The organism is Nonomuraea sp. B10E15 (genome assembly GCF_039871615.1).
Taxonomy (GTDB): domain Bacteria; phylum Actinomycetota; class Actinomycetes; order Streptosporangiales; family Streptosporangiaceae; genus Nonomuraea.
This window is the reverse complement of record NZ_JBDPMB010000001.1, coordinates 480825-499743: the sequence shown is the minus strand read 5'-3', so window position 1 is coordinate 499743 and position 18919 is coordinate 480825. Positions and strand designations below refer to the sequence as shown.

Below are 18919 nucleotides of genomic sequence, written 5' to 3'. Positions count from 1 at the left end.
CGGAGATCGTCCGAGCCGACCGCGGTCCGGCACGGAAGGAGAGCGCTGTTGCGCTGGTTCTGGTGGCTGGGGGCGCCGGTCCTCGCCGGGATGTTGCTGGTCCTGGCGGCGCGCGACATCGTGCCCGCGTACACCGCCCAGTTCGGTTCCGGCGTCCCAGGCGTCTTCACCGCCACCAAGCGAGATTGCGGCGGCCGGACGTGTACGTGGGTGGGCTACTTCGTCGCCGACGACTCGCCGGTCCGGCGACGCGTCACGCTGGCGACGGGCGACGGCCTGAAGCGGGTGGGCGACAGCGTTCCGGCCGAGGACACCGGCAACCCGTACACCGTCTATCCGGCGACCGGCTCCTCGGACTGGCTGCTGATCACCATCCTCGGCACGGCGAGCGTCGTGGTGCTCGGCTTCTGGATCAGGGGCGTGATCCGCGCGCTCCGCCGGACGTGACGGCGCCGCCCGTCACATTCCGCGGCGGTGCTTCGTCGGACCGGTGGAGTACAGTCCAGTCGCCACCGGCGGCCCGTCGATCCGAGGAAAGCCCATGTCCAGCAACAGAGCGACGTTCCAGCGCTTCCACGAGGCCGTCAACAGCGGCGACGCGGAGCTCATCGCGACGACCATCGACGAGGTCGTCGCCCCTGACCTGATCTTCCATGCACCGGTGCCGACGGAGCTGCCGGGGCCGCAGGCGCTCAAGCGGGTGTGGGCGGTGCTTCTTCGCGGATTCCCCGACATTCGCGTCGAGGTCGAGGACGTGATCGCCGAAGGCGACAGGATCGTCTCCAGGAACACGGTCACCGGCACCCAGCAGGGCGAGTTCAGGGGCCTTCCGCCGACCGGCCGGTCCGTCACGTACAACGAGATCTTCATCTTCCGTTTCGCCGGCGGCCGGATCGCCGAGATCTGGGGCGTCGTCGACCTCCTGACGCAGCTGAGGCAGCTCGGCGCCGTTCCGTCCTAGCCCGGCCGCAGGGGATCGGAATCCCGCTCGGCCTCATCCACCAGAGTCGCCTCGATGAGCCGGGCGGTGGCCTCTATCTGCTCGGGCGGAAAGTAGCAGGTGTCGCCGATCACCTGGTACGAGACGCCGCGGAACACGCTCAGGAACAGCCTGATCCGTTCGTTGTCGAATTTGCGGCGCCAGGTGAAAGAGCTGTCCTGGAGTAGGTCTCGCGGCTTTGCTCCATCGGGCCGTTCCGGCCGTCCCCGGTCGCCGGCGATGGTCGCACCGTGGGAGACCAGGTTCAAGGTGACCAGATCGGGGATGATGTCCGGCTGGTGGATCTCGTCCAACACGCTTCTGACGTCGTCCGGGTCGTACTGACTGCATTGGTAGGCCCTCAACGCCGCCTGGTGCGCCGAGCGGACCAGGCGAGGGAACGGCGCTCCCCCGTTCTCCAGCAGCACCGGGGTGTTCTGGCACAGGTACACGAGCGACCGTTTGACTTCGGGGGCGAACCGGTTGGTCACCCGGAGCAAGACCGGAAGCGTGTCACGACCCGCGTACACGGTCAGGACGCGCGCCGCCGCGGCCAGGAACACCGACGTCTGGCTCACCCCGTGCCGGGCCGCCAGCATCCGCGACGCGCACGAGGACGCCTCGGACAGGTAGGAGCCCTGCCAGAACCGTGGCGTCGCCGGCTCACCGCGCAGGGTGAACGTTTCATCCCCCAGCTGGCATGTGCTCAGCACCTTGCGCCAGTGGGCCGGCACACGCTTGCCCAGGCGAGGTGCGAGCACTTCCCGCTCGTAACGGGCTTGCTCGATGGGCTGCCTGGTCACCGGCGGCAACGCACGCGTGCCGGCCAGCAGCGCCGCGAGCTCTTCCAGCAGCAGCTGTGTGGCCCAGCCGTCCACGACCAGATGCGACAGGCAGAGGACGACGCTCTGCACCCTGCCGCCTGCCATGGCCAGACCCACGCGCCAGGGCAGATCCACTTCCAGGTCGAAACGCCTGGCGGCAAGACCGGACTGCGCGTCGGACAACCGGCGCACCGCATCGGGCCCCGTGGCCAGGGCGACCGGTACGGCGCCCTGGCCCGCCACGGTCTGGACTGGCTGGTCATCGTCGCCGCGGCGGAATGTGGTGCGCAGGGCGTCGTGCCTGGCGACCAGGGTGCGGAGCGCGGCCAGCACCCGGTCGACGGAAGACCCGCCGTCAGGCGCCTCCAAGGTCAGCATCACGTTGAGATGCTGGTCATCGGGGGCGAGGGCACGGATGTTGTTCCACATGCCCTTCTGTGCCCAGGCGAGCGGGCCGCTGCCGGCCCGGCACTCCGAGAATTCCAGTGGCGGCGCGTCCATGTGCTCCGATACGTCCACCGACATCAGCCATATCTCCGTTCTGTCGTGCTGTCGCAGCGTGAGGTCGCCGTGCTCGGGCGGGTGCAGGGCTCCTACGGGGCCGGGTGCCGGCCCCGTGAAGGCGTCGTTCACCCGGGCGATCGGTCATCGCCTTCGACGGGGAGGGGACGCTCGGGATGGATGCCGGCGTGAGACCCGCGCCAGAGCACCTGCTGGGGAAGGCGGCCAGCCGACCAGGGCGGCGTCGAGGGTGCCGCTGACCTTCCAGGCCAGTGTAGAGGTGGCGTATATCGGGCGGAAGGCACAAGTTACGGATGAATCAGTTTCCGCTGGACGAATAGTAGCGAGTTTGTGATTGCCAGAAGAGGTATGCCAAACCAGCTAATATAACCCCTACGGCAGGCGCGGCCGCCGCGATCCACGGAAGGACCCACAGCTCACCGGTCCGGCCGAGGAGAACGGCCGCCGGAAAGTAGGCGGCGAAAGCCAGCGGAAACACGGTGGTCAGGCTCCACCGCGCCACCGGTCCGAAAATCTTGATCGGGTAATTGCCGAAGCTGTTGAAGACGCTGTCGAGTGTGAGCATCATCTCGGTGGCGCCGTGCAGCCGGAACGCCAGGCTCGCCAGCACCAGTTGGAACGACATCTCGGTGAGCGCTCCGCCGACGAGCGCGGCGATCAGCAGGAGGACGTTCGCCGGAGTCCAGTCGACCCCCGAGCTCACCATGCCGGCCGCCAGGATCGCCACACCGCCGACGAGATGGCCGATCGTCACGATGGTCATGCGACGCGTCATGAGTTGAATCAGCGGATTGAGCGGCCGGATAAGATATCGGTCGAATTCCGCCGAGCGCACCACGTGGGTGATCTGGAACAGCGAGGCGAACGGAATCACCCACAGGGCATGGGCCGTCAGGCGCATGCCATAGAGCAGCAGGATCTCGCGAAAGGTCCAGCCGCCGAGATCCCCGAACCGGCTGAGAATCGTCGCGATGAACACGAGACCCAGACCCTGCACCGCGAGCCCACCGAGCATTCCGAAAAAGAAGTGCACGCGATGCTGCATCTCCGCCCGTAACGCGGCACGGGCCAGAATCGCCCACATGCGCAGCGCCCGTATCAACGTGGTCACCCTCCCTGCACGACCATCCGGCGGATCGCCCGAGACCACACCAGGCGCGCGGCGAACCACAGGACCACGACCCACAACGCCTGCACGACCATCGCGACCACCACGTCGCCGCCGTGCGTCCTGCCGAGATAGATCGCCGTCGGCGTGTGCATCACCGCTTGGAGCGGCAGGATCTCCACCACGATGCGCAGGGCGTCCGGCATGAACCACAGAGGCACCAGCGCGCCGGACAGGAACTGCACCGCCATGCGGTAGATCAAGAAGAGCCCGTCGAGCTCCAGCGTCCAGAAGGTGATCAGTCCGACCAGGACGGAGAGAATGGTGATGACACAGTAGCCGAGCGCCAGGCTGACAACGTAGGCGATGATCGCCCCCGGCGACGGAGCCGGCCGCGCTCCACCGACGAAACCAGCGAAGGGCAGCGCCACCACCGCGAACGGCACCATCGCCGCAGTGCGGCCGAGCTGGCTTGCGACCACGTGGCCGAGAAAGTTCACCGGCCGCGTCATATCGATCGCGACGAGCCCGTCCCTGACCCGTTCGGGAATCAGCGAGAAGATCCATGGGCTGAACAACCAGTTCTGCAGGTTGCCCAGTGTCAGATACGTGATGGTCACCGAGAACGGCACCCCGTCGACCATGGCCCGTCCGGAGTAGATCGCTTCCCAGACAACCCGCAGGAGCAGGATCTGGAACAGCAGCCGCACGAGTCCCGCCACGTAATCGACGCGATACCGCATGACGGTGCGCGCCTGCATCCTGCCGATGGCCGCATAGCCCGCGAGACTCGTCCGCATCTAGGAGGACCGTTCGCCGTAGATGTCGGCGACCACGTCTTCGAGCTTCGGTCTGACGATGGACAGGTCCGTCACCTGGTGGACGGCGAGCACGTTGCCGATGAGGTCAGCGGCCGCGATGCGGGACGGGTCGAACGTCAGGGTGACGAAACCGTCCTCCCATCGTGTTCGCCGCACGCCGGGGATTTCGACGTCGAACCTCGGCTCCGCCACATGCACGATCAGTTCGTGACAGGGCGCATGCTGCCTCTTCAGCTCGGCGACGTCACCGTCATAGAGCACCTTTCCACGGTCGATCAGGATGACGCGCGTGCACAGCTCCTCGACATCGTCAAGGTCATGAGTGGTGAGGATGACGGTCGTCCCGGCATCACGATTGAGCTCACCCAGGAATGCACGGATGCGCCTCTTGGCGACGATGTCCAAACCGACGGTCGGCTCGTCGAGATAGAGAATCCGCGGCTCATAGAGCATCGCCGCCGCAAGGTCTCCGCGCATGCGCTGGCCCAGGGAGAGCTGCCGCACCGGAACGTCGATGAACTCGTCGAGGCCGAGCATGCCGGCAAAGGTCTCGAGATTCGCCAGATATCTCTGACGAGGGACGTCGTAGAGCGTACGAACGAGTTCCAGGGAGTCGCGCAGCGGGAGGTCCCACCACAGCCCGGTGCGCTGCCCGAACACCACCCCGATCTGACGAGCATTACGCTCGCGCTGGCGCCACGGCACCACACCGGCGACTTCGACGGTTCCGGAGGTGGGCACCAGAATGCCGGTCAGCATCTTTATCGTCGTCGATTTGCCGGCGCCATTGGGCCCAATGTAGCCGATGAGTTCCCCGGGTTCTATGCTGAAGTCGACGCCATCAACCGCCCTGGTCGGCACATAATCGGTGCTGAACAGCGTGCGGAGTGCGGTGAAGCGCCCAGATTTCCGCTCGGACCGGCGAAACTCCTTCACCAACTCCCGCACTTTGATCGTCATGGCGCGCCATCATACAGGTGAGATCACCGGCAAAGGAGCCCGCACCCGAAGCCCACGGATATCGTGGACCCCGTCCCGCGATTGACGGACGCAGCGGAATCGTCACGCCATGTCCCTGTGCACGCTGTGTCGAAGAAGCCGGACGCAGGAGGCCGATTCCCGGGCCTACCGGAACAGCGTGCAAGTGAGGACAATCATCAGTTGCACGCTCGCCCGGAGCGGCCGATGCCGGCCGCGGAAAACCACGAGAGTCCCTTCCCGACGATGGAACCCATTGGCTCGGTCCAAAAGTCGGGCCGGTCATCACTAGTATATTCTCGTTCGAAGTCTCGACACCCTCCGTCACATGTGCTCCGGCCGGCAGGGGCATTTCTCGGGCCATCACAAGAACAGGCCGACTGCACGCTTCAGACAACATCCGGAGTTCTTGAGGTGCTCCAATGACTCGTTCCCCATGCGACGGCACCGCAGGCCAGGCATTCTGCGACCTCCACCTGCACACCACCAACTCCGACGGCCTGATGTCACCAGAGGAGGTCATCGAACGGGCAGGGCGAGCAGCGCTGCGGGTGATGAGCATCAGCGACCATTCGCGCACGACCTACGATGCCGGACTGGAGGCCCTGGCGGCGGCGCACGGCACCATCCTGCTTCCCGGGCTCGAGATCAGCACGATGCACCACGACCGCAAATATCACGTGCTGGGCTACGGCCACGGCGTGCTCGACGCCAAGGTGCAGGAGTTCGCCTTCCGGCCGACCGCGGTCAAGAACGACGTCTACGGCCGGGTGCTGGCCGGCCTGCGCGCCGCCGGCACGCCCCTCCCTGCCACCGAAGACATCCTCGCCGGCGTCCAGGAGGACGGACCTCCGCTGCACCCGCGCAAATGGATGCTCAGTGCGACGCTCATCGGCCGATATCTGGCACGCCCGCTCGACGTGGATCCGGTTCGGGCGGCGGCCGTCGTCAGGGAACGGTACAACGCCATGAAGAGCTCCGAACGGGATCGGTACGTGCCCACCGAACGCGCCATCGCGATGGTCCGCGACGCCGGCGGGATCCCGGTGATAGCGCACCCCTTCTGGGAGTGCCATTCGGGCAGGAACTCATGGGGCGGCGTGGTCGGCGACCTTGGCAGGTTCACGGCCGCAGGGCTCGCGGGCGTAGAGGTGAGCTCGCGACACGACTCGCCCGCGGATGAGGACCGCCGAAGGGAGGCAGCACATCGGCTGCGCCTGGTTCCTTTCCGCAGCTCGGACTTCCACGGGAACGGCAAGACCGCGGTCGGACAGTTCCCGATGCCCGTTGAGCACCTGATCGAGGCGGCGGACCGCTGCGGTGTGGACATTCCCCTGCACGGGTCAGGAAAGGCGGATGACGGCGCATGAGGTTGTGCGGCATCAAGATCACCCACGACGGGGCCGTGGCGGTCATCGAGGACGGCCGTCTCGTGATGTCCTGCGAGAGCGAGAAGATCGCCAACCGGCCTCGCTATTCGCGTATCGACGAACTCGGCGACGTGGAGGTTCTGCTCGACGAATTCGGTTACTCGCTGGACGACATGGATCTCGTCGCCTTCGACGGCTGGCATGAGCCCTACAAGACCCGGCGGTGGCGCGGGATAGACGTCGAGGTCCGGCTGGGGCCGTACGTGGAAGGCATCAGGTCGAAGACCCTCATCAACCCCGTCCGGGAAAGGACCCTCGACCTCGAGTACGTGACGTTCCCTCACTACGCGGGCCATGTCGCCGCCGCGTACTGTACGAGCCCGTTCGCGGTTGCGGCTGAGCCTGCGCTCATCCTGAGCTGGGACGGCCTGATGTATCCGTACCTGTACGACTGCCGTGGCGATCTCACGAAGCTGCGGACGGTCGGAGCTCTGTTCCCGCTCGTGGGCAACGCGTATGCGGTGCTTGCCGGGTCGTTCCCGCCGTTCGATCAACGGGCCTCGGGGTTCGAGAATCTCGGGCTGGCGGGCAAGATCATGGCGTACGCGGCGCTGGGCACGCCGGACCGTGCCGCGATGGCCGCGCTGGACTCCGCTCTCAAGGAACGTCATGCCGCGTGTCGCCGCGAGTCGCCGTTCGGAACGGACGACGCCTTCCGGTTCGAGGCGGGGGTGGCGCAGCTGGAGGCGCTGGCACCGGCCATGCACCTCGCCGACGTCTCACCGGTCGACATGATCGCCTCCATCAGCCGCTATCTGGGCGACCGGCTGGTGGAGAGCCTCGACCGAGCGCTCCGGACGATTCCCGACCCGCCGCGCAACCTGTGCCTGACGGGCGGCACCGCGTTGAACATCAATTGGAACAGTCAGATTCGTGAAAGCGGGTTGTTCGACAACGTCTGGGTCCCGCCCTTCCCCAATGACTCAGGTGTCGCGCTCGGCGTGGCCTGCTGTGCCATGGCCGTGGCCGAGGGACGCTCCCAGGTGGAGTGGGACGTCTACAGCGGGCAGCGGCTGGGTGCGTCGCCGGTCGATCCGGCGTGGAGACAATCTCCGTGTTCCCTGCCGGAGCTCGCCCGGCTTCTGCACGAGACCGGCGAACCTGTCGTCTTTCTCACCGGAAGGGCGGAGCTCGGGCCGCGCGCTCTCGGCCACCGGAGCATCCTCGCGCCGGCCACGGACAGAGCCATGCACGATCGTCTGAATGAGATGAAGGATCGCGAGGCTTACCGTCCCGTCGCACCCGTCTGCCTGGAGAACGCCGCACCTGAGATCTTCGATCCGGGAACTCCTGATCCTTACATGCTCTTCAGCCACCACGTCCGGGATGTGTGGCGCGACCGTCTGCCTGCCATCTGCCACGTCGATGGAACCGCACGGCTGCAGACCGTCAACGAGGAGCAGTGCCCAGAGCTGGTTGAGCTTCTCACGGCATATCGCGAAATCAGCGGCATGCCGGCACTGTGCAACACCAGCGCGAATTTCAAGAACTGTGGCTTCTTCCCGGACGTTGCAAGCGCGATGAACTGGGGGAAGGCTCCTTATATCTGGTCAGACGGGACGATCTATGAACACCCAGAAGTATCAGCGTGAATCCCTGGAATCCACCTCACGCGCCGCTGTCAACCCGTCGACCGGTCAGGAGCCTGGCATGTCACCTGGGAAGGTAAGGTGGCCCCTCGACCTGGGGCTGCCCGACGCGACGACCTTTCCGCGCTCGGAGTTTCTGGAGCTCACCGAGCACACGCTGGCGGAGGCCGAGCCGTCCCTGTTCTACGGCGGACCCGGCCGTGCCGGAATCGCACGGGGACACGCCGGGCTGCGGGCCGCCCTGGCCGAGCGCATCGGCGCGGCTCCATCGAGTGCCTCCGGTATCGACGGCATCATGCTGACGTCGGGAGCCGCGCACGCCATCGAGCTCGTGTGGCGGGCGTTACTCCGCGACGGTGACGTGTTCGTGGTGGAGGCTCCCACGTGGGGCGCCTCGATCCGGATCGGCCGCGCCCTCGGCGCCGAACCTCTCGCCATCCCGATGGACCGCGACGGAATGCGCGTCGACGTCCTCGAACGCAGGCTCGGCGAACTGAAGGCCGCGGGCCGCCGGTGCAAGCTGGTGTACGTCATCGCGGACTACAACACCCCTACGGGATGGTCGCTCTCGCTCTCCCGCCGCCGGCAGTTGTTGCGGCTCGCGGTCGAGTACGACTTCCTCGTCATCGAGGACCGCGTCTATGCCGAACTGCGCTACGACGGACCGCAGCTGCCGCCGATGTCGACGCTGGAAGGCGGCGACCGGCTGATCACCGTCGGAAGTTTCAGCAAGACGCTGGCCCCCGGGCTGCGCTGCGGATGGCTCAGCGCGAGCCCCGATCTCGTCGATGTCGTGGCGGCCCCGCGAGAAGATCTCGGCTCAAGCCAGCTCACCGCCCGCATCCTTGAACACTTCGTGCGCAGCGGTCGGTATGACGAGCACCTGTCTCGAGTCACGCGAATGTACCGAAGCAAGCGCGACACCGTCGTCGCGAGCCTGCGCGAGCACTGCGGCGACACCGTTCGCTTCGACGTGCCACACGGCGGCATGTTTGTCTGGATCGAGCTCGCCGGCCACGTCAAGGGAGACCTGGTCATGCACCACAGCGCTCAGGAAGGTGTGCTCTGCAGACCGGGCGATTCGTTCTTCGGTGACGGTGGAAACTACCAGCAGTGGTTCCGCATGGCCTTCACGATGGTGTCCGAGCCTGAACTGGTGCGCGGAGTGCGCGTGCTCGGCGAAGCCATCCAGCGAAGCACGTAGCGGCCGCCCGCGCTCCCGGCAGGGGGGCCGCGCCCGCGTGGACGCCGGCGGCGACTCGTCTCGCGAGACGGCGGTAGGCGCCTGCACGCGACGGACACGGTGCCGGCACCCTGAAGGAGCCGGTCCGCCGCTTCTCCCATTGGGCCGGACGTCGAGCGGAATGCCGCCCCGCAAATGTATCTGAATATCATCACACACATTCCTGGGAATTATCCCGCGCGCGCCGCGGCGCCACCTTGCCTTGCTGATCGGACACCGTTGTCACCATACTGGCCCATGGATAGAGTCGAATTGACCACCCATTGAGGAGGGCCGGATCGGAATGACCGAAAGCGGGGCCCGGGCGGACGAAGCTGTTGCCACCGGCGCAGCGAACCGAGATGAAAGCTGTCCACACAACGGCGAGGTGATCCGCACCATCGGCGAGCGGCCCGAGCTGTTCGAGGGGGAGGAATTCTGGAACAGCAATATCGTGAGGTTCGACGCCGAGACGTATGTGGTCAGCCACCGCGCCATTCTGACGCTGGTGGTCGTGGCGAAATGCAATGCCGCATGCAAGTTCTGCTCCAACGAGATCACATTCACCCCCGCCGGACCATACCTGAGCTGGGGACCTCAGCTGCGGCGCGTGAAAAGCTTCGCGTTGACCGCCGGCGTGCGGAAGGTCGCCTACACCGGCGGCGAGCCCACGCTCAGCCCGCAGAGACTCCTTGACCTGACCCGGTCCGTGAATCCCGGCTTCGACAAGTCGCGGCTGCACACCAACGGCATCGGCCTGGGCAAGAGCGTCCAGACGCCCACCGGCCAGGCCACCCTTCTCGATGGCCTCATCAGCGCGGGTTTGTCCGGTGCGTCGGTCAGCGTGGCACATTTCGATCCAGACCTGAATGCCGCGATCATGAGGTTCGGGCCATCGTGGAACGGCATGACCGACGCCGATCACCGGAATGTCACCCAACGCAGCTCAACGCATTTCACCCCACGGCTCAGTTGCGTCATGACGCCCGAGGGCGTCTCCACCGTTCCGGACATGTTCAGCTACATGGAGTGGGGCCGCGAGCTCGGATACCGCCGCTTCATCTTTCGGTCCTGCTCGGAGATTCCCGAAGCGTTCCGCAAGTCCACCGATTACTCGGTCTACAACGCGGAGGGCCATATTCCGATCGACTCGCTCGTGGCCGAGCTCGATCAGATGCCCGAGCTCGAGAAGACTTTCGTGCAGCGCAAAAGCGACTCAAAGGTGGACTGTTACCGCTGGGGCGATATCGACTTCGACGTCGACGAATCAAGCGAAGAGCCCAATCCTGACCGCAAGGTAAGACGCCTCAACGTCATGCCCAACGGTGTCTCGTACGTGTGCTGGATAGACCCGCTGGCGGTCCTGTTCGAGGACGAGAGGTCCATCGCCGCCGAATCGATGAAGCGCGAGTTCGGCGGTCTCAAGATCCTTGATCAATCGTGAGCCGCCGGGTGCGCGTGGGCGTGATCGGCCTCGGGAGGGTCGCCCAGCTCCACCATCTTCCCAACCTCGCCCAGTCCCGGCGGGCGGAGATCTCCGCCGTCTGCGACCTGTCCCCCGGCCTCGCTGCCGCCGTCGCGCACGAGTACGGTCTGCCCACCCGAGCCGTCGCGCCGTCCGCCGACGACCTGATGTCCCGCGACCTCGATGCGGTGCTGATCGCCAACCGGCATCACGCTCCCTTGGTCCAGCGTGCTCTCGAGGCGCGGTTGCACGTCATGGTCGAGAAGCCGGTGTGCTGGGGGATCGACGAGGCGACCGCGCTGGAGAAGCTGGAGCGATCCTCCCCGTCGTCGGTGGTGGTCGGATACATGAAGCGGTACGACCCGTCATTCGCGCGGCTCCTGGGCAGCGAGGCGCCACCCATGTTCGTGCGCCTCCACGTCTTCGCCGGAGCGCGGCACAAACAGGAGAGACTCCATCCGCGTGTCAAGGGTCACGACCTCACGGTCCAGGACGCCGAAGCCGAAAGTGCGGCGGTCGACCTACAGATCGCCACGACGCTCGGTGGCGGTGCCGCCGTTCGTGTAAAGGACGTGCGGACCCTGACGGAGCTGGCCGTACACGACCTCAACCTCGGGCGCACGCTGATCGGGCCGATCGGGGTCCGCGAGGCCTTCCGGTTCGGCACGCCCTTCGGTCCCGGTTTCCTCGCCGTCATGAACGGGAGCGGCGTTCCGGTGCACCTGGAAGTCGTCCCCGACTTCCAGACCGCGAGCGCCTGGGACGAAACCCTCACCGCCTTCTACCCCGGGGCGTCAACGGAGCTGCGGTTCGGCTCCCCGTTCCTCCGTTTCGCGCCCACCGTCACCCACGAGCGGTGCACGGTCGGAACCGATGTGGTGAGGCGTGAGGTGATCACCTCGTACGACAGCGCTTACCGGCTTGAAGTCGAGCATTTCCTCGACTGCGCGCTGGAGCTCGCGGCGTCACGTACCCCCATCTCCGACGCCGTGGCCGACCTGGCCCTCATCTATGAGATCGCGGCTATGCTGCGCGATCTCTGAACGTTCGACTCGTTCCTTGGCGAGCATGAAGTGATACGACGGCGGGCTGCGCGGAAACGCGGCGCAGACCTGACACGCCGCACCATCGCCTGGCCGCAGCACGTGAGGATGAGCACCTGATGACGCCTGCACCACCGGAGACGACGGCCTCCGCAGGAGAAGACGCCCCATGGCTCGTCCTCGACGTCGACGACACCTTGGTCGACACGTACACGACAGGGTGGGCGAAGTGCCAGGAGGTCGCGCGGGTTCTCGGGCTGGAGCCGCCCGACGAGACGGTGTTCGCCGACCACTACGGGCACGTGGGTTTCGCGGAGTGCGTGCGGCGTCTCCACGCGGGAGTGGATCTCGCTCGCTACTCGTCGGCATACGACGCTCTCTCCGCCCGGTTTCCGCCCGTGCCCTTGTGCGACGCGCGCCGGCTCGTACGGGCCGCGACCTCAGCCGGAATGCGCCGCGGCATCCTCACCAACGGCCCGGGCGTCAAGACCTGGCGTAAGCTCCGCGCGTGCGGGCTCGACGTGACCGCATTCGATTTTGTGGTGCACGGCGACAACGCGGCCGAGCCGAAGCCCAGCGTGCGCTCCTTCACCGCGTTGCGGGCCAGGGGGGTCGACCCGGGCAGGGCATGGTACGTGAGCGATTCGGCGGCGGAGTGGCGGGCGGCCGAAGCCGCCGGATTCCGGACCGTGGGCGTGTTCACCGGCCGGTCCGTCAGCCACGGACATCTGCCCACGCTGCTCCTGCCGAGCAGCGCCGCTCTGCCGGACCTCGCCCCTCTCCTCGCCACGGTGACGGGATCCCCCCGCCCCGGACCGCCGGCCGCCGTCACGTTCGATGCGGGATTCACGCTGATCGAGCACGTCCGCGACCCCGCCAGCGTGATACGTGACCATCTTGCTCGCTCGGGCGCCGCCCTCCCGATGTCCGAGGTGCGTACGGCCATGGCGAACGCGACCGGCGTTCTCAGGTCTCCGGACTCGTGGTGGGCGGATCCGTTCACCGCCGAGACGACGCTACGGCGCTTCTATGGGGAGGTCCTGGCCGGGCTCGGCCACGCCTCGCCATCCGGAGCGGCGACCGTGCTCGACGCGTACACCGCCCCCGGCAACTGGCGCCCCGCGCCGGGGGCGCGAGAACTGCTCGCCGCGGTGCGAGCAGCCGGGCAGCGCATCGGGGTTCTGTCCAACTGGCAGCCCTCTCTCGTGGACGTCCTGGCCTCGGCAGGGCTCGACCGGTATGCGGACGTCGTCATCCCCTCGACGACCGCCGGCGTAGCCAAACCCTCTCCCGCGGCGTTCGTCAAGGCGGCGAACGCTCTCGGGGTGGGCGCGGAACGCCTGCTCCACGTCGGTGACCAGCTCGTTGACGACGTCTCGGGTGCACTGTGCGCCGGCTGCCGGGCCGCCCTCGCACCACAGCCGCTGCGCGCGCTCTCCGCGGCGTTCCGCGTCACGGCCGGATGACCTGCCGCCGTGCGCCCTCGCCGGCCGGCGACGCCTCCGCCGACGCCTGTTCCGGCGTCAGCGGAGCGGCTCCAGCACGGTCGCCAGCCGCTCAAGCCTCGCCGCCTCGTGAGGTGGCCGAATCCGGAGAATGACAAGGTCAGCACCTGCCTCCCCAAGCTGGGCGACTTCCTTGACCATGCTTTCCGGCGCGGAGTCCTCTCCGTGAATGGTCGCCGAGGTGATGATCTCCGAGGGGTCGCGGCCGAGCTGCGCGCAGCACCGGAGCAGGAGCAGGCGCTTGCGGGAGAAGTCCTCGGCACGTCCGCCCGGATGGTTCCAGTGCTGCGCCCACCGAGCGGCGGTCGGCAGAGTCCGCCGCTCGCCACCGCCGCCGATGCAGAGAGGCGGGTGCGGTCGCTGTACGGGAGGAATGTCGCATCGCGCCTCCGCCAGCGTGAAGAAGCCTCCGTGCGCGGAGACCGTGTGGCCCGAAAGAAGACGAACCAGCGCCTCGCATCCTTCGTCGAGCCGGTCCGCGCGGGACGCGGGCGTGCCGAAGGGAATGCCCTGCGGAAGGTGATCCAGCTCGCGCCATCCCGCGCCGATGCCGAGTTCGAGCCGGCCCTCGGAAATCGTGTCCAACGTCAGAGCCATCTGTGCGAGCAGCGCCGGATGCCGGCGCGCGACCGCGAGGACCATGGTTCCCAGGCGGAGACGGCTCGTCGCATGGGCCAGGGCCGTCATGACCGTCCATGTTTCGTAGCACGGGCCTGACGTGTTGACAGCGGCTGACGAAGAATGATCGAACAGCCAGCCGGATTCAAAGAATTCCATCTCGTCAGCGGCCTGGAACATTGCCAGCAGCCGCGGCCAGGACGACGGTTCATCAGAAAGGACGGGCATGAATGCGAATCGCATCGGCACATTGTATCCGGAGCTCGACCACCGCCGGGCGCCACGTGTTTTCATTTACATATCCCGGCCCGTCTTGCAGAATCACGAGCATGTCCATACCAGGCGGGCCCGCGGTGGCCGAGGATTTGCGCATATCATTCAACCAGCTGACCGCGCGGGACCTTCCCCTGGCGACGGCCGCTCGTGCCGCGCGCGAATCCGGGTTCGACGGCTTCGGGGTTCTCCCGTCGGCGATCGCCGAGCACGGCGTGAATGGCGTACGGTCCGTGCTGGACGGAGAAGGGCTGCAGCCGACCAGTGTCTGCGCGTTCATAGGCCTCATAGATCCGAGCCCTGCGGTCCGTGCGGAGCGGATGGCGAAAGCCGAACGATGCCTGGCCCATGCCGCCGAACTCGGCGTGCCACTCGTCGTGGTGGTCGGCGGCCCATGCGCGGCTCTTGGGCGAAGGGACGCGTGGAACCAGGCCGCCACCGCGGTCGGCATGCTGCTGCAGCGGGCCGCACGAGAGGGAGCCGACCTGCTCATCGAGCCGCTGCATCCCGTTCTGGTCAACGAGTCGGTCGCGACATCCGTGGCGGACGCCCTCACGCTGATCGAGCAGGGACAGACCGGCGGCATCGTCGTCGACACCTGGCACGTCTGGTGGGATTCGGGGCTCCGCGAACGTCTGCTGGAGGCAGGCAGCAGAACCCGGATCGTGCACCTGTCGGATTGGGCGGCCGGCCCTGCGGGAAACCTGGACCGCGCGCTTCCGGGCGAAGGGTGCGCCGACGTGCCGGCGATCTGCGCGGATCTGCTCACCGCCGGTTTCGATGGGTGGTGGGAGCTCGAGATCCTGTCCGAAAGGTTGTGGGCAGGGGATCAGATCTCTCTGGTTCGCGCATCGTACGCATCGGCGCTCAGAACCCTGGAGAAAGCGTTTTCAATGGCGGCGAAAACGAACGACCATGTGGAGTCCATGCAGTGAATTCGCAACAGGCGATAGACGAGGCGGACAACATCCTGCAAGGCGCGGAGTTCACCCAGAAATCATTCGCGCAGACGATGCGGCGCGAACTCATCGAACGGTTGGCCGAGTCCCATCGCACCGGGGTGCCGCTGCGCGTATTCGCCGGCTACGACGCAAGCCGGCCAAACCTCCATCTGGGACACACCATCACGATGCGAAAGCTCCGCTTCTTCCAGGAGCTCGGGCACGAGGTCATATTCCTGGTGGGCACGGTCACCGCTCAGATCGGAGATCCTTCGGACCGGCTGTACGAGCGGCCCCGGATCCCTCTCGACAAGGTCGTGAGCGCCGCCTCGACCTTCGTCGAGCAGATGTCGCTCGTTCTCGACCCGGATCGCACGACGGTCATGTACAACGGCGACTGGCTGAGCGACCTGCCCCTCTCCGACGTCCTGGCCGTCGCGTCGGCGTTCACCGTCCAGCAGGTGACCAGCCCGGCGGCCGTCAGAGACCGGATGAAGTCCAGCAAGCCGGTCGGCCTGCATGAGCTGCTCTACCCGCTCATGCAGGGCTACGACGCGCTGCACCTGCGGGCGGACGTCCAGCTCGGCACGGTCGGCCCGATCTTCAACATCCTGGCAGGCCGCCGGCTGCAGCGACTGTACGGGCAGCGGCCCTGCGTCGGCGTCACCTACCCGACCCTCTGGGGGACGAAGGGCCACCGGCGGATGTCCAAGCGTGAAGGCACTCACATCGCCCTGGCCGAGAAGCCGAGCGAACAGTTCGCGAAGGTGATGAGCATCGACGACGAGACGATGCGGCAATGGATCACTCTTGTCTCGTCGTGGCCACCGGAGGAAGTGCGCGCGCGGCTCGAAGGCTGGAGATCGGGAGAGCTGCATCCCATGGCGTTGAAGCAGGACCTCGCCTTCGACATCGTACGCGTTTACCACGGCGAGGAGGCGGCGGCCAAGGCGAAGGAGGGCTTCCTTCCCGGGCATCGCGGCGATCCCGACCCGTCGATGGCCGTACCCCTGATCGCGGACCCCGGCGGAATACTGGACGTTCTCCACGCCACAGGCACGGTCCCGTCCAGGCAGCAGGCGCGTCGCCTCCTCCTGTCCGGAGCCGTCCGGGTCAACGGCGGCAAGGTGTTCGAGGAGGATCACCGGGTTTCCAGCGGAGACCTGATCAGTGTCGGACCCCGCCGTCTGTACGTTCTGCAGCCGGGTGAGACCCGGCCCTGAACGGGGCGTCGGCGAGTAGGCGCATCCCGATGGTTCGAGCCGCGTGGCGCGCGCCGGCGCCGGAGACGCCGGCGAAACACACGCGGACACTGGGCGACGGTGCGAGGAAGTCATCGCCCGGGCCCACCCGGACGCCGTCCGCGGCGAGGCGGCCGACGAAATCTTCCGTGGTCGTATGCGGGACGGGCAGGAGGAAGAACGGGGATCCGGCGACCGCGCCGGGACAGCGCTCCGCGCCGGCAACGCGTACCAGCTCGTCGAGGAAGGCGCGGGAAGCCTCGGCCGTGGGCCGGACCGTGTGGTCGATGAGCAGTTCCAGGCCGCCATGTGCCAAGAAGTAGGCCCAGCACCGTTGCCAGAACAGGCTGGGCCTGGCGTGCTGCCGCCGTGCCAGGTCGTCCATGCCCGTGCCGCGGATCCATCCCAGCCCTGCCCCGCTACCGGCCAGCTTGGACAGTGAACCGGTCATCCAGACCCGGGCGGGCCGGCTCCTCCCCTTCCCGAACCAGCGGTATACCTCGTTGACCACGACCTGACGCGTCCGGGCGACCGCTTCGACGCGGCGCCAGCCGTCCGGGGTCAGGGTGGCGCCGTCCGGGTTCCGCCACGGATCGGTCAGCCAGACGACGCCGGCGGCCCCCGTCCGGCCCGCATGCCGGTGCTCCAGGAGTTCGGCCCAGGGATGGAGATTCACGTCCCGGCGACAAGCACGGAGCACCGTGACCGTGCCGGTGAACGAGGGCTGCTCATGCGAGAAGCTCTCGCCGAACTGCGCGATGACCGACGCGCCGGCGCGTACGCCGCTGGTGATCAGCACGTCGTCCGGGTCCTCGCGCAGTATGGCGCCGAGCACCTCACGAAGGCCGCGATCTCCCTGTGGCGGCGGCGGGTGCCACGCGTCAGGCAGGCCGAGTACATGGTCGGTGGCCGCACGCCAGAGTCGCAGCCCGGCGGACGGCCACGTCGCCTGCGGCCCTGTGAGGTCGACAGGGTGCCCCATCCCGCTCATTTCGTGCCCTCGTTCAAGCGCTGCCAGGGATCGTCGACGTGATAGACGGCAGGCACGAAATCGCCCAGGCGCGTACGGATGATGTCGCCGACCGGGGAACGGATGGCGGTGAGCTCCTCCGACAGTGACCGCTGGGGCCCGCGCACCGGAAGGAAGGAGGCACCGGCCGCCGTGCCGTCGTCCCCGCTGCGCAGGCGTTTCACCAACGCCGCGGGAATCAGGCGCACACACGTCCAGTTGACCAGTCTCGGCAACCGCGGCCCTGGGCGGATCGCCCGTGATCTGACCTTGACCACGCGATGGCCCCAGTAATAGCGAGCTGCCGAAAGCGTGGTCACCGTGGCACGGGCGTAGGAGTGGCGCGCGCCGAGAGCGTAGGCGTGCCTGACGGTCGCCGCCCACCGCCGTTGCCACATCAGGGAAACCCGCGGCGCCGGCGTCTCCGCCCGTACGCGCTTCAGCCGCGGCGGCAGGACACTGTCACGGTAGAGGGGCCGTAGCGGGGTCGCGTCGAGTTCCTCGGCCAGACGCTTGAAGAAGCCAAGGAGCTTGATGGCCTCCAGCTCGCGCAGCAGTTGATCCCAGTCCATCGATGGATCCTGAAGCGCCAGGCCGAAATCGTTGAGGTCCTTGGTCGTGATGTCGTGGTCACCGGCCGCGTTCGCGACGAGGAGCGGCATGTTCTGCTGAATTTCGTAGTAGCTGAGCCCGGGTTTCCGTTCCCCCGTTCCCAGCGGATGAAAACCGCAGTGCCGCACCGAATAGCCACCGAAATGCAGATCGATGGTCGGACGGTTTTCGAGGGCGCCGTCATTGAGGTTGAACTGTCCGTAGATCACGCCGGACTCCAAGGACCTCTTCACCCACGGCCATTCAAGGTTGTCGAAGTCGTAGCCGGCCTCCCGCAGGCGTGCGGTGAGTCTGACGGCGTCGTCCACGGTCGCGACCATCAGATCCAGATCTCCGAGGTCCCGCACCGCGCGCTCGGGATACGCGCCCTCGGCCGCCAGTCCCTTGATGGCCCAGACGCTGATCCCCAGTTCTCTGGCCTGCCGGTCCACCATCGGCAGAACGTCGTCCTTATGACGTGCGACCGCCTCGATCCGTGCTCGGGCCTCGGCGAAGCGCGCCTGGCCATGGAGTCCGCCGGCGAGCTCGGCTCCGCCTCCCTTCAGGCGTTCCAGCACCAGCGAGGAGACCTTCTCGTCGATGAGCGCGTCCGCCAGGAGCGCGACCGGCACTGCGCCGAGGCGGGCCAATGCCTCGTCTTCCACGATCGAATCACCATAGACACCGGCGCTGCGAACGGCTGCTCTCGCGGCATGCATGGAATGCTTGCGCATGGAGGTCTCCAATTGACGCGTGCTAA

The 18919-nt window shown here is 67.0% G+C and carries 17 protein-coding genes; 10 read left to right on the top strand and 7 right to left on the bottom strand.

Translation table 11 applies throughout. The annotated features are described in order from the left end of the window. Positions 1-48: 48 nt before the first annotated feature. On the top strand, positions 49-447 hold the full coding sequence (locus ABGB14_RS02360) for a hypothetical protein (RefSeq protein ID WP_347641831.1): 399 nt from the start codon (positions 49-51) through the stop codon (positions 445-447). A 94-nt stretch (positions 448-541) separates the two neighbouring features. Further along, positions 542-961 (top strand): ester cyclase, encoded by a 420-nt coding sequence (locus ABGB14_RS02355; protein WP_347641830.1) that lies wholly within the window; start codon positions 542-544, stop codon positions 959-961. Here ABGB14_RS02355 and ABGB14_RS02350 read toward each other — a convergent pair. The 4 genes from ABGB14_RS02350 to ABGB14_RS02335 form a co-directional block, all read right to left on the bottom strand. Beyond that, a complete protein-coding gene (locus tag ABGB14_RS02350; protein ID WP_347641829.1) occupies positions 958-2436 on the bottom strand; it encodes a condensation domain-containing protein in 1479 nt (492 codons plus the stop codon). The two genes, ABGB14_RS02355 and ABGB14_RS02350, sit on opposite strands and share 4 nt — an antisense overlap. A 187-nt stretch (positions 2437-2623) precedes the next feature. After that, positions 2624-3436, bottom strand: coding sequence for an ABC-2 family transporter protein (locus ABGB14_RS02345; RefSeq protein ID WP_347641828.1), 813 nt, complete (start codon positions 3434-3436; stop codon positions 2624-2626). Further along, positions 3433-4194, bottom strand: a complete 762-nt coding sequence (locus ABGB14_RS02340) for an ABC-2 family transporter protein (protein ID WP_347641827.1) — start codon at positions 4192-4194, stop codon at positions 3433-3435. The genes ABGB14_RS02345 and ABGB14_RS02340 overlap by 4 nt, the downstream gene beginning before the upstream one ends. Before the next feature lie 39 nt (positions 4195-4233). Next, complete coding sequence (locus ABGB14_RS02335; protein WP_347641826.1) at positions 4234-5214, bottom strand: ATP-binding cassette domain-containing protein; 981 nt, start codon at positions 5212-5214, stop codon at positions 4234-4236. 440 nt (positions 5215-5654) lie between these two features. Between ABGB14_RS02335 and ABGB14_RS02330 the strand changes: the two genes are divergently transcribed. The 6 genes from ABGB14_RS02330 (at position 5655) to ABGB14_RS02305 (ending at position 13447) form a co-directional block, all read left to right on the top strand. Beyond that, positions 5655-6602, top strand: a complete 948-nt coding sequence (locus tag ABGB14_RS02330) for a PHP domain-containing protein (RefSeq protein WP_347641825.1) — start codon at positions 5655-5657, stop codon at positions 6600-6602. Further along, on the top strand, positions 6599-8254 hold the full coding sequence (locus tag ABGB14_RS02325) for a carbamoyltransferase N-terminal domain-containing protein (RefSeq protein ID WP_347641824.1): 1656 nt from the start codon (positions 6599-6601) through the stop codon (positions 8252-8254). Before ABGB14_RS02330 ends, ABGB14_RS02325 begins: the two co-directional genes overlap by 4 nt. Beyond that, positions 8229-9455 (top strand): PLP-dependent aminotransferase family protein, encoded by a 1227-nt coding sequence (locus ABGB14_RS02320; RefSeq protein ID WP_347641823.1) that lies wholly within the window; start codon positions 8229-8231, stop codon positions 9453-9455. Before ABGB14_RS02325 ends, ABGB14_RS02320 begins: the two co-directional genes overlap by 26 nt. A gap of 322 nt (positions 9456-9777) precedes the next feature. Then, complete coding sequence (locus ABGB14_RS02315; protein ID WP_347641822.1) at positions 9778-10917, top strand: radical SAM protein; 1140 nt, start codon at positions 9778-9780, stop codon at positions 10915-10917. Beyond that, entirely contained in the window at positions 10914-11981 is a 1068-nt protein-coding gene (locus tag ABGB14_RS02310; RefSeq protein WP_347641821.1) for a Gfo/Idh/MocA family oxidoreductase, read from the top strand. Before ABGB14_RS02315 ends, ABGB14_RS02310 begins: the two co-directional genes overlap by 4 nt. A gap of 119 nt (positions 11982-12100) precedes the next feature. Beyond that, positions 12101-13447 carry an HAD-IA family hydrolase gene (locus ABGB14_RS02305; protein ID WP_347641820.1) on the top strand — a complete coding sequence of 449 codons (1347 nt, stop codon included), beginning with the start codon at positions 12101-12103 and terminating at the stop codon, positions 13445-13447. A 57-nt stretch (positions 13448-13504) separates the two neighbouring features. Here the strand turns inward: ABGB14_RS02305 and ABGB14_RS02300 are convergent, their stop codons facing one another. After that, positions 13505-14347 carry an LLM class flavin-dependent oxidoreductase gene (locus ABGB14_RS02300; protein ID WP_347641819.1) on the bottom strand — a complete coding sequence of 281 codons (843 nt, stop codon included), beginning with the start codon at positions 14345-14347 and terminating at the stop codon, positions 13505-13507. A gap of 86 nt (positions 14348-14433) precedes the next feature. Between ABGB14_RS02300 and ABGB14_RS02295 the strand changes: the two genes are divergently transcribed. Further along, on the top strand, positions 14434-15312 hold the full coding sequence (locus ABGB14_RS02295) for a sugar phosphate isomerase/epimerase family protein (protein WP_347641818.1): 879 nt from the start codon (positions 14434-14436) through the stop codon (positions 15310-15312). After that, a complete protein-coding gene (gene tyrS / locus ABGB14_RS02290) occupies positions 15195-16541 on the top strand; it encodes a tyrosine--tRNA ligase (RefSeq protein ID WP_347641817.1) in 1347 nt (448 codons plus the stop codon). Before ABGB14_RS02295 ends, tyrS begins: the two co-directional genes overlap by 118 nt. Here the strand turns inward: tyrS and ABGB14_RS02285 are convergent. Both ABGB14_RS02285 and ABGB14_RS02280 read right to left on the bottom strand, forming a co-directional pair. Then, positions 16486-17541 carry an aminotransferase class I/II-fold pyridoxal phosphate-dependent enzyme gene (locus ABGB14_RS02285; protein ID WP_347641816.1) on the bottom strand — a complete coding sequence of 352 codons (1056 nt, stop codon included), beginning with the start codon at positions 17539-17541 and terminating at the stop codon, positions 16486-16488. The genes tyrS and ABGB14_RS02285 overlap by 56 nt on opposite strands. A gap of 5 nt (positions 17542-17546) precedes the next feature. Then, positions 17547-18893, bottom strand: coding sequence for a nucleotidyltransferase family protein (locus ABGB14_RS02280; RefSeq protein ID WP_347641815.1), 1347 nt, complete (start codon positions 18891-18893; stop codon positions 17547-17549). Positions 18894-18919 lie beyond the last annotated feature (26 nt).

Bases quoted from the DNA above. Each gene is read 5' to 3' on its own strand.
- ABGB14_RS02325 (WP_347641824.1), top strand. From the start codon at position 6,599: ATGAGGTTGTGCGGCATCAAGATCACCCACGACGGGGCCGTGGCGGTC.
- ABGB14_RS02305 (WP_347641820.1), top strand. From the start codon at position 12,101: ATGACGCCTGCACCACCGGAGACGACGGCCTCCGCAGGAGAAGACGCC.
- ABGB14_RS02285 (WP_347641816.1), bottom strand. From the start codon at position 17,541: ATGGGGCACCCTGTCGACCTCACAGGGCCGCAGGCGACGTGGCCGTCC.
- ABGB14_RS02280 (WP_347641815.1), bottom strand. From the start codon at position 18,893: ATGCGCAAGCATTCCATGCATGCCGCGAGAGCAGCCGTTCGCAGCGCC.
- ABGB14_RS02295 (WP_347641818.1), top strand. From the start codon at position 14,434: ATGTCCATACCAGGCGGGCCCGCGGTGGCCGAGGATTTGCGCATATCA.
- ABGB14_RS02315 (WP_347641822.1), top strand. From the start codon at position 9,778: ATGACCGAAAGCGGGGCCCGGGCGGACGAAGCTGTTGCCACCGGCGCA.
- ABGB14_RS02320 (WP_347641823.1), top strand. From the start codon at position 8,229: ATGAACACCCAGAAGTATCAGCGTGAATCCCTGGAATCCACCTCACGC.
- ABGB14_RS02355 (WP_347641830.1), top strand. From the start codon at position 542: ATGTCCAGCAACAGAGCGACGTTCCAGCGCTTCCACGAGGCCGTCAAC.
- ABGB14_RS02335 (WP_347641826.1), bottom strand. From the start codon at position 5,214: ATGACGATCAAAGTGCGGGAGTTGGTGAAGGAGTTTCGCCGGTCCGAG.
- ABGB14_RS02330 (WP_347641825.1), top strand. From the start codon at position 5,655: ATGACTCGTTCCCCATGCGACGGCACCGCAGGCCAGGCATTCTGCGAC.
- ABGB14_RS02300 (WP_347641819.1), bottom strand. From the start codon at position 14,347: ATGCGATTCGCATTCATGCCCGTCCTTTCTGATGAACCGTCGTCCTGG.
- ABGB14_RS02340 (WP_347641827.1), bottom strand. From the start codon at position 4,194: ATGCAGGCGCGCACCGTCATGCGGTATCGCGTCGATTACGTGGCGGGA.